This window comes from Micromonospora sp. KC606 (assembly GCF_004348675.1).
Lineage (GTDB): Bacteria > Actinomycetota > Actinomycetes > Mycobacteriales > Micromonosporaceae > Micromonospora.
In genome coordinates this window covers 1-9,065 of the sequence record NZ_SMKN01000232.1, presented here as the reverse complement: position 1 = coordinate 9,065, position 9,065 = coordinate 1, and the positions used below count along the sequence as shown (strand labels likewise).

General features: G+C 72.1%; 4 protein-coding genes. 3 read left to right on the top strand and 1 reads right to left on the bottom strand.

Features of this window, described 5'->3' with window-relative positions; all coding sequences use genetic code 11:
• The first annotated feature begins 288 nt into the window (after nt 1-288).
• The gene (ppc, locus tag E1193_RS27340; RefSeq protein WP_132186057.1) at nt 289-3,075 is read left to right on the top strand and encodes a phosphoenolpyruvate carboxylase; all 2,787 of its coding nucleotides are present in this window, start codon (nt 289-291) and stop codon (nt 3,073-3,075) included.
• A gap of 192 nt (nt 3,076-3,267) precedes the next feature.
• On the opposite strand, the gene E1193_RS32155 is transcribed toward ppc, so the two are convergent.
• Nucleotides 3,268-4,047 carry a hypothetical protein gene (locus E1193_RS32155; protein WP_165945840.1) on the bottom strand — a complete coding sequence of 260 codons (780 nt, stop codon included), beginning with the start codon at nt 4,045-4,047 and terminating at the stop codon, nt 3,268-3,270.
• A gap of 285 nt (nt 4,048-4,332) precedes the next feature.
• On the opposite strand from E1193_RS32155, the gene E1193_RS27330 reads away from it, so the two are divergent.
• Nucleotides 4,333-5,496 (top strand): DNA recombination protein RmuC, encoded by a 1,164-nt coding sequence (locus tag E1193_RS27330; protein ID WP_132186055.1) that lies wholly within the window; start codon nt 4,333-4,335, stop codon nt 5,494-5,496.
• A gap of 148 nt (nt 5,497-5,644) precedes the next feature.
• A complete protein-coding gene (locus tag E1193_RS27325) occupies nt 5,645-8,992 on the top strand; it encodes a S8 family serine peptidase (RefSeq protein WP_132186054.1) in 3,348 nt (1,115 codons plus the stop codon).
• Nucleotides 8,993-9,065 lie beyond the last annotated feature (73 nt).

Sequence of the window (9,065 nt, the reverse complement as noted above, 5' to 3'; positions counted from 1 at the left end):
CGACCCCGCCGCCGCCCCGGCAAGATCTGCTCCGATCGCGCCAGATCGGCTTGTCCCTACGAAGGGACACCACCACCTGGCGCAATCGGAGCAACCCGGTCGATCGGCCCGGCCAATCGGAGCAGCCCGGTCGATCGGCGAGGTCGATCAGCCAGCGTCAAGAGACGAAACGGACCGAGATCGTGGGGAAGGTGACATCGCGGGCCCCCTCCTTACCGGCGGGTGCGCACGGATACGATCGACGGAGTCGGACAGCGCTGTCCTTCGTACTCACGTAAGGAGCGCATGGTGACCGACCAGCACGATCACGACGGGCCCGACGCCGCTCTCCGGGCCGACATCCGCCGCCTCGGCACCCTGCTCGGCCAGACCCTGGCCCGCCAGGAGGGCCGGCCGCTGCTCGACCTGGTCGAGGAGATCCGCGCCCAGGTCCGCTCCGACGCCCCGGCCGCCGCGCGGCGGCTCGGCGGACTGGACGTGACCACCGGCACCAAGCTGGCCCGCGCCTTCTCCACGTACTTCCACCTGGCGAACATCACCGAGCAGGTGCACCGGGCCCGGGACCTGCGCCGCCGCCGCGCCATACACGGCGGCTGGCTTGACCAGGCGGCCAAGATGATCGCCGAGCGCGGTGTACCGGCCGAGGAGATCGCGGCGGCGGCCCGCCGGCTCGCGGTACGGCCGGTGTTTACCGCCCACCCCACCGAGGCGGCCCGCCGCTCCATCCTGTCCAAGCTGCGCGCCATCGCCGACCAGTTGGACGCCGAGACCGCCAACGCGATCCTCTACGGTGCCAGCGACGAGGGGCCGGCCAACCGGCGGCTCGCCGAGCTGCTGGACCTGATGTGGCAGACCGACGAGCTGCGGCTGGACCGGCCGGACCCGACCGACGAGGCCCGCAACGCCGTCTACTACCTACGCGACCTGTACGCCGAGGCCGCCCCGCAGGTGCTCGACGACCTCGCCGACACGCTGCGCACCCTCGGCGTGGAGACCTCCCCGACGGCCCGGCCGCTGACCTTCGGCACCTGGATCGGCGGCGACCGGGACGGCAACCCGTTCGTCACCCCGGCGGTCACCCGCGAGGTGCTGCGCATCCAGCACGAGCACGGCATCGTGGCCACCGAGAAGGCGATGGACCACCTCATCAACGAGGTCTCCGTCTCCCGCCGACTGCGCGCGGTGTCGCTGGACCTCTCCGCCAGCCTCGCCGCCGACCTGGACGCGCTGCCCGAGGTGGCGCCCCGGTTCCGGCGGGTCAACGCCGAGGAGCCGTACCGGCTCAAGGCCCGGTGCGTGAAGGCCAAGCTGGCCAACACCCGGCAGCGGCTACGCAACGGCACCGCGCACGTGCCGGGGCGGGACTACCGCGGCTCGGCCGAGCTGATCGCCGACCTGGAGCTGCTGCGTGCCTCGCTGGCCCGCAACTCGGGGCAGCTGACCGCCGTCGGCCGGCTCGCCTCCACGATCCGTACCGTCTCCGCGTTCGGCCTGCACCTGGCGACGATGGACGTCCGGGAGCACGCCGAGAAGCACCACGAGGTGCTCGCCCAGCTGTACGCGGCCGTCGGCGAGGTCTCCGACTACCCGGCACTGAGCCGGCTGGAGCGCACCAAGCTGCTCGCCGACGAGCTGACCGGCCGCCGACCGCTCTCCACGCTGGACACCCCGCTGACCGAGAGCGCGCAGAAGACGTTCGACGTGTTCGGCACGATCCGGGAGGCGCAGGACCGGTTCGGCGCCGAGGTCATCGAGTCGTACATCATCTCGATGACGCTGGGCGTCGACGACGTGCTCGCCGCGGTGGTGCTGGCCCGTGAGGCCGGCCTGGTCGACGTACACAGCGGCCGGGCCCGGATCGGCATCGTGCCGCTGCTGGAGACCCCGGCCGAGCTGAACGCCGGCGGCGAACTGCTGGACGAACTGCTGTCACTGCCCGCGTACCGGGCCCTGGTGGCGGCCCGTGGCGACGTGCAGGAGGTGATGCTGGGCTACTCCGACTCCAACAAGGAGGCCGGCATCACCACCAGCCAGTGGTCCATCCACCGGGCCCAGCGCGCGCTGCGCGACGTGGCCGCCCGGCACGGCGTGCACCTACGGCTCTTCCACGGTCGGGGCGGCACGGTGGGTCGCGGCGGCGGCCCCACGCACGAGGCGATCCTGGCCCAGCCGTACGGCACCCTGGACGGCGCGATCAAGGTGACCGAGCAGGGCGAGGTCATCTCCGACAAGTACACGCTGCCGGCGCTGGCCCGGGAGAACCTGGAGCTGACCGTGGCCGCGGTGCTCCAGGCCACGCTGCTGCACACCGCCCCCCGGCAGCCGGCCGAGATGCTGGAACGCTGGGACGCGACGATGGACGTGGTCTCCGAGTCGGCGTACCGGTCGTACCGGTCGCTGGTGGAGAACCCGGACCTGCCGGCGTACTTCTGGGCCTCCACCCCGACCGAGTTGCTCGGCGCGCTGAACATCGGCTCCAGGCCGGCGAAGCGGCCCAACACCGGAGCCGGCCTGGCCGGCCTGCGGGCCATTCCGTGGGTGTTCGGCTGGACGCAGACCCGGCAGATCGTGCCCGGCTGGTTCGGCGTCGGCTCCGGCCTCGCCGCGGCCCGCGCCGCCGGGATGGACGACGTGCTCGCCGAGATGTACCGCAACTGGCACTTCTTCCGCACGTTCCTGTCGAACGTCGAGATGATGCTGACCAAGACGGACCTGACCATCGCCCGCCGCTACGTCGAGACGCTGGTCCCGAAGAAGCTGCACCCGATCTTCGAGACGATCGAGCAGGAGTACGAGCTGACCAAGCAGGAGGTGCTGGCGGTCACCGCCTCGCCGGCCCTGCTGGAAAACTCCCCGGTGCTCCAGCGCACCCTCGCCGTGCGGGACACCTACCTGGAGCCGCTGCACCACCTCCAGGTGGCACTGCTGCGCCAGTACCGGGACTCCGGCGCCGCCGGCCGTGCGGTGGCCACCGCGCCGGGCGGCCGGCGGGCCCCGAGCGACGGTACGGCCCTGGAGCGGGCCCTGCTCACCACGGTCAACGGCATCGCCGCCGGAATGCGCAACACCGGCTGACCGCTGCCCTGTGCGAGGTGCACCGGTTGCGGCGAAGCGGGGTGTCCGATAGGCCGGACACCCCGCTTCGCCGCATCTCGTGTCGATCAAGGCCGGTCGGCACCTCGTGTCGACCAAGGCCCGTCGGCACCTCGTGTCGACCAAGGCCGGTCGGTGGGTGACCAGCCAGGTACGGCGTCGGAACAGGATTCGTCAGTCGGCCCCGAAACCGCCGCCGAAGTCACCGCCGCCGAAATCGCCACCACCGCCGACGTCACCGCCGCCGACATCGCCACCACCGCCGACGTCACCGCCGCCGACATCGCCCTGGTCGGCGTACTCCGCGCCGTCGCCGAAACCCTCCTGGTAGCCGGCGTCGTAGCCCGGATCGGCGAAGGCCGGGGAGAACAGCGCGTCGGCGATCAACATGCCGCCGATCACCCCGGCGCCCGCGCCCAGCGCGGTCTTCCACCAAGGCGTGGAGTACCAGCCGGCCGGCACCGGCCGCCCCTGGACCCGTCCACCGGGGTAGTAGTACGGCGTCTCCTGACCCGGCCGTGGGCCGGCGCTGACGGTCTGCCCCTGCACCTGCACCTGGCGTTCCTTCGTCAGCTCGCCGGTGCCCTCGGCGGCGGCCAGCGGCGGCAGCTCCGGGCCCGGGTCCAGGCCGAGGGCGACCCGAGCCGCCCGGGCGTAGGCCAGCCCCTCCAGGGCGGTTTCCCGGGCCAGCCGGTACTGGTGGATGGTCTGCGCCTGCTCCAGCTGGCTGCCGGCGGCGTTGTAGCGCTCGCCGGCGTCCACCAGCGCCTGGCGTACGGCGGGCTCGTCGCCGTGCAGGTTCATCACCTGGCCGCCGAGGCGTTCGTACCACCGCTGGGCGTCGGCACGCACGTCGGCGAGGCTGCGCGCCTCGCGGGCGGCCTGTTCCCGCCGCCACCAGACGAACCCGCCGACCAGCACCAGGACGAGGACCGCCACGAGCACAATCTCCATACGCCGAACGTACCCGGGCCCTCACCCCCCACGCGCGGGAGGACCGGTGTCCGGACGCGCGGATCACCTCCTCCGGGCGTCGTCCTCCACCGGGCGATCTGGGCACGGGTCAGCAGGGCGAGCACGCCGGGAACGATCGTCGGGACGATGCCAGGGACGCCCGTCAGCAGCAGCAGTCGCCGGGCGAGGCGCACCTCGCGCCGGGCGTACGCCGTCTCGGTGAGCAGACGTCCACCACCGACCGCGCTTCCGGCGGCAGCGCCGCCGGTCTGGCAAGCTCCGGTCGTGGACTTCTCGACGCTGGCCGTGGTGGTCGTCTGTCTCGGCGCGGGCGGCGCGGTGGGCTGGTACGCCGCCCGCGTCCGCTCCGCCACCGAGATCGCCCGACTGGAGGCCACCCTGGCGGCCACCCGGGAGGGGGAGGGCCGGCTGGAGCAGTCGATGCGGGCGCTCAGCTACGAGGCGACCGCCCAGTCGCAGGAGGCGGTGGCACGCGCGGTCGCGCCGCTGCACGACACCCTGCGCCGGTACGAACAGCGGGTGACCGAGCTGGAACGCGACCGGGTGGACGCCTACGCCGAGCTGCGCGAGCAGGTGCGGGCCATGAGCACGGTCTCCGGGGAGCTGCGCACCGAGACCAAGCAGTTGGTCGCCGCGCTGCGCGCGCCGCAGGTGCGGGGGCGCTGGGGTGAGCACCAGCTCCGCCGGATCGTCGAGGCCGCCGGCATGCTGGAGCACTGCGACTTCAACGAGCAGGTCACCGCCGCCACCGACCACCAGGGGGTACGCCCCGACCTGGTGGTCCGGCTGCACGGCGGCCGGACGGTGGTGGTGGACGCCAAGGCGCCCTTCGACGCGTACCTGACGGCGATGGAGGCGCGCGACGAGCGGGGGCGCGACAGCCACCTCGACGCGCACGCGCGGCACCTGCGGGCGCACGTCGACGCGCTGGCCGCCAAGACGTACTGGGCGGCCTTCGCGTCGACGCCGGAGTTCGTGGTGCTCTTCGTGCCCGCCGACCCGTTCCTGGACGTGGCGCTGCAGCGCGACCCGACGCTGCTGGAGCACGCCTTCGCCCGCAACGTGGTGCTGGCGACCCCGGCGACCCTGGTGGCGATGCTGCGCACGGTGGCGTACTCGTGGCGGCAGGAGGCGCTGGCCCGCAACGCGGTCGCGGTGCACTCGCTGGCCCGCGAGCTGTACGGACGGCTGTCGACCCTGGGCGAGCACGTCGGCAAGCTCGGCGCGTCGCTGGGCGGGGCGGTGACGGCGTACAACCGGGCCGTCGGATCGCTGGAGGCACGGGTGCTGGTCAGCGCCCGCAAGCTGGCCGAACTGGGGGTCTCCGACCAGGAGCTGACGGCGCCGGCGCAGGTGGAGCTGACACCGCGGCAGCCGCAGGCTCCGGAGCTGCTGGACGGCGGTTCTACCCTGGACCGAACGATTTAGCAGCGTTCATGCAACAGTGCGTACCGCTCGTGTCACGAAGGGGTCACGACTTACCAATCGGTAGTGACAGCGGCACTACGCAGCACAAAGGATTTCGCTCACGTGTGCCCTGACATCTCAGGGCCCTGTTCTCTGGAGGAAAGAGAACGTGAGCAAACCCCGCAACCTGCGCCGGCGTACCTCCGCCGGGCTGTTCGCCTCCGTCGTGGCCGCCGGTGCCATGACCGGCGCGGGCGGCGCCGCCACCGCGAGCGCCGCCCCCGCGACCAACCCGGACGCCACGACCAACGCGGTCGAGACGCTCGGCGCGCACGACGCCAAGCTGCTCGCCGAGGCCGAGGCGAAGCACGCGCCCACCGTCACGCTGATCGTCGCCGCCGAGAAGGGTGAGGCGAAGGACGTCGCGGACGCGATGAAGAGGCTCGGTGGCTCGGTCAGCCAGCGCTTCGACTCCATCGGGTACGTGCTGGCGAAGGTCCCGACCGGGAAGGTCCTAAAGGCCGCCGCGCTGCCCGGCGTCGCCGCCGTCGACCTCGACGAGACCATCCAGCTTCCCGACCCCAGCCCTCAGGTCACCGCCCCGGAACGCATCAGCACCGCCCCCATCCGGGCGAAGAGCGCCCGGCCCGGCCCGAAGACCTTCCGGGAGGGGGTCGCCCCTCCGACCGCCCCGGGTGCGGGAACCGGCGCGGTGAACCCGTACATGCCGACCAACGAGACCGGCGCCGAGGCGTTCAAGGCCGCCAACCCGACCTTCGACGGGCGCGGGATCACCATCGGCATCATGGACTCCGGTGTGGACCTCGACCACCCGGCCCTGCAGAGGACCACCACCGGCGAGCGCAAGATCGTCGACTGGGTCACCGCGACCGACCCGCTGGAGGACGCCACCTGGCGGCGGATGAACCTCGAGGTGACCGGCCCGACCTTCGCTGTCGGCGCCACCACCTGGACGGCCCCGGCCGGGTCCTACCGGTTCGCCACCTTCAACGAGTCGATCACCAGCGGCAGCGACCCGGGCGGTGACGTCAACCGGGACGGCGACAGGACCGACGCGTTCGGGATCCTCTACGACCCCCGCAGCAACGACATCCGGGTCGACGCGAACCAGAACCGTGACTTCACCGACGACGAGGCGATGCGCCCGTACCAGGAGAAGTTCCAGGTCGGCCACTTCGGCAGGGACAACCCGGCCACCCCGGTCCGGGAGCAGATCCCGTTCGTGGTCGAGTACCGCAAGGGTGTCGACACCAGCCCGATCGGCATCCCGGGCACCTCGGACTACGTCAACATCGGCATCGTCGAGTCGACCCACGGCACGCACGTCGCCGGCATCACCGCCGCCAACGACATGCTGGGCAACAGCGCCTTCGACGGCGCGGCCCCCGGCGCCAAGCTGGTCTCCTCCCGCGCCTGCTCGTGGGGAGGCGGTTGCACCGCCGCCGCGCTGACCACCGGCATGGCCGATCTGGTGATCAACCGCAAGGTTGACGTGATCAACATGTCGATCGGCGGCCTGCCGGCGCTCAACGACGGCTCCAACGCCCGCGCCCAGCTCTACAACGCCCTGATCACCACGTACGGCGTGCAGATGTTCACCTCGGCCGGCAACTCCGGCCCGGGCCTGAACACCATCGGCGACCCGTCGGTGGCGGCCAACGTGGTCAGTGTCGCGGCCAGCGTCAGCAAGGACACCTGGCTGGCCAACTACGGCTCGGTGGTCCGCAAGGAGAACGCGTTGTTCAACTTCTCCTCGCGCGGCCCGCGTGAGGACGGCGGCTTCAAGCCGAGCATCGCCGCCCCCGGCGCGGCCATCTCCACCGCGCCGACCTGGCAGCCCGGCAGCGGCCCGGCCGAGACCGGCTACTCGCTGCCGCCGGGCTACCAGATGCTCAACGGCACCTCGATGGCCTCGCCGCAGGCCGCCGGCGCCGCCGCGCTGCTGCTCTCCGCCGCCCGGGCGAACGACCAGGGTGTCACCCCGGCCGCGCTGCGCCGCGCCATCTACACGTCGGCGAAGCCGATCGCGGACGTCCCGACGTACGCCCAGGGCTACGGCATGTTCGACGTGCCCGGCGCGTGGAAGCTGCTGCACAAGGGCGTCGAGGCCCGGTCGTACACCTCCGACGCGCCGGTCTGCACCGAGCTGTCGAAGAACCTGACCCGCTACGACGCCGACACCCAGCAGTTCCTGCCGAACCCGCACCGGGGCACCGGCGTCTACAACCGCTGCGCCTCCGCACAGGGTGGCCAGCAGGTCGGCCAGTCGAAGACGTACCAGGTCAAGGTCACCCGCACCAGCGGGCCGGCCGGCAACCGGCAGCACGCCGTGACCCTGCGCGGCAACGACGGCACCTTCACCGCGCCGAAGTCGGTGGTGCTGCCGCTGAACAAGACCGTCACCATCGACGTGGTGGCCAAGCCGAAGACCGCCGGCGCGCACGGCGCCCTGATGGTGATCGACGACCCGGCCACCACGGTGTTCGACTTCGAGGTCTCGACCGTGGTGGTCGTCGCCCACGACGTCAAGAAGCCGGCCTTCTCCTTCTCCACCGAGGGCACGGTCGACCGGAACGGCTTCACCTCGTACTTCGTAACGGTCCCGCCCGGGGCGGGCGCGCTCCAGGTCAACCTCTCCGGCATCGCCACCGGGTCGCAGACCCGCTTCATCGCGATCAACCCGTACGGCGTTCCGGTGGAGAGCACCTCCAGCCTCGCCTGCTACACCAACTTCTCCGACGCGGCGACCTGCAAGCCGCAGGAGCGGGACTACCAGAACCCGATCCCGGGCGTCTGGGAGATCGAGGTCGAGGCGCGCCGTACCTCGCGGTCGCTGAACAACCCGTTCCAGCTCCAGGCGCGGGTGCAGGGCGTCAAGGTCGAGCCGGCCACCATCGAGCTGCCCGCGGTGACCGCCGGGGCCCCGACGCAGGTGTCCTGGAAGCTGGCAAACACGTTCGGCCCGGTCTCGGTGACCGGTCAGGGCGGCCCGCTCGCCAGCGTGCACGCCGAGCGGCCGACCATCGCCGAGGGAGCACAGCAGGAGTGGACCGTCGACGTGCCGGCCGGTGCGACCAGCTTCACCGCACGGATCGGCAACACCGCCAATCTCGGCGCCGACCTGGACCTGTCGGTGTTCCTGGGCGCCACCCGCGTCGGCGTCTCCGCCGACGGTGACTCGGAGGAGGCGGTCACTCTGACCAACCCGGCCCCGGGCGCCTACCGGGTCGTGGTGGACGGTTACTCCGTCGACGGTCCGGGCACCAGCACCGCCTACGACTACCGGGACTCGTTCACGGCCCCGTCGTTGGGCACGGTGACCGCGCCGGCCACCCCGCTGGCCCTCACCAACGGCGCCACCGCCGCCCTCACCGGCACGGTGGTCGCCCGGTCCACCACGGCCGCCGGTCGGGCCCTGTACGGCGACCTGGCCGTGACCACCACCGAGGGTGCGGTCATCGGCCGCGGCTCGGTTTCGATCGGCAAGGTGAACTGACCAGCCCCTGACCGCGGTCACCCGACCGCCTGACCACCATCGGGAGCCCGCCCCCCTCCAGGAGGCGGGCTCC

Bases quoted from the DNA above. Each gene is read 5' to 3' on its own strand.
- E1193_RS32155 (WP_165945840.1), bottom strand. From the start codon at position 4,047: ATGGAGATTGTGCTCGTGGCGGTCCTCGTCCTGGTGCTGGTCGGCGGG.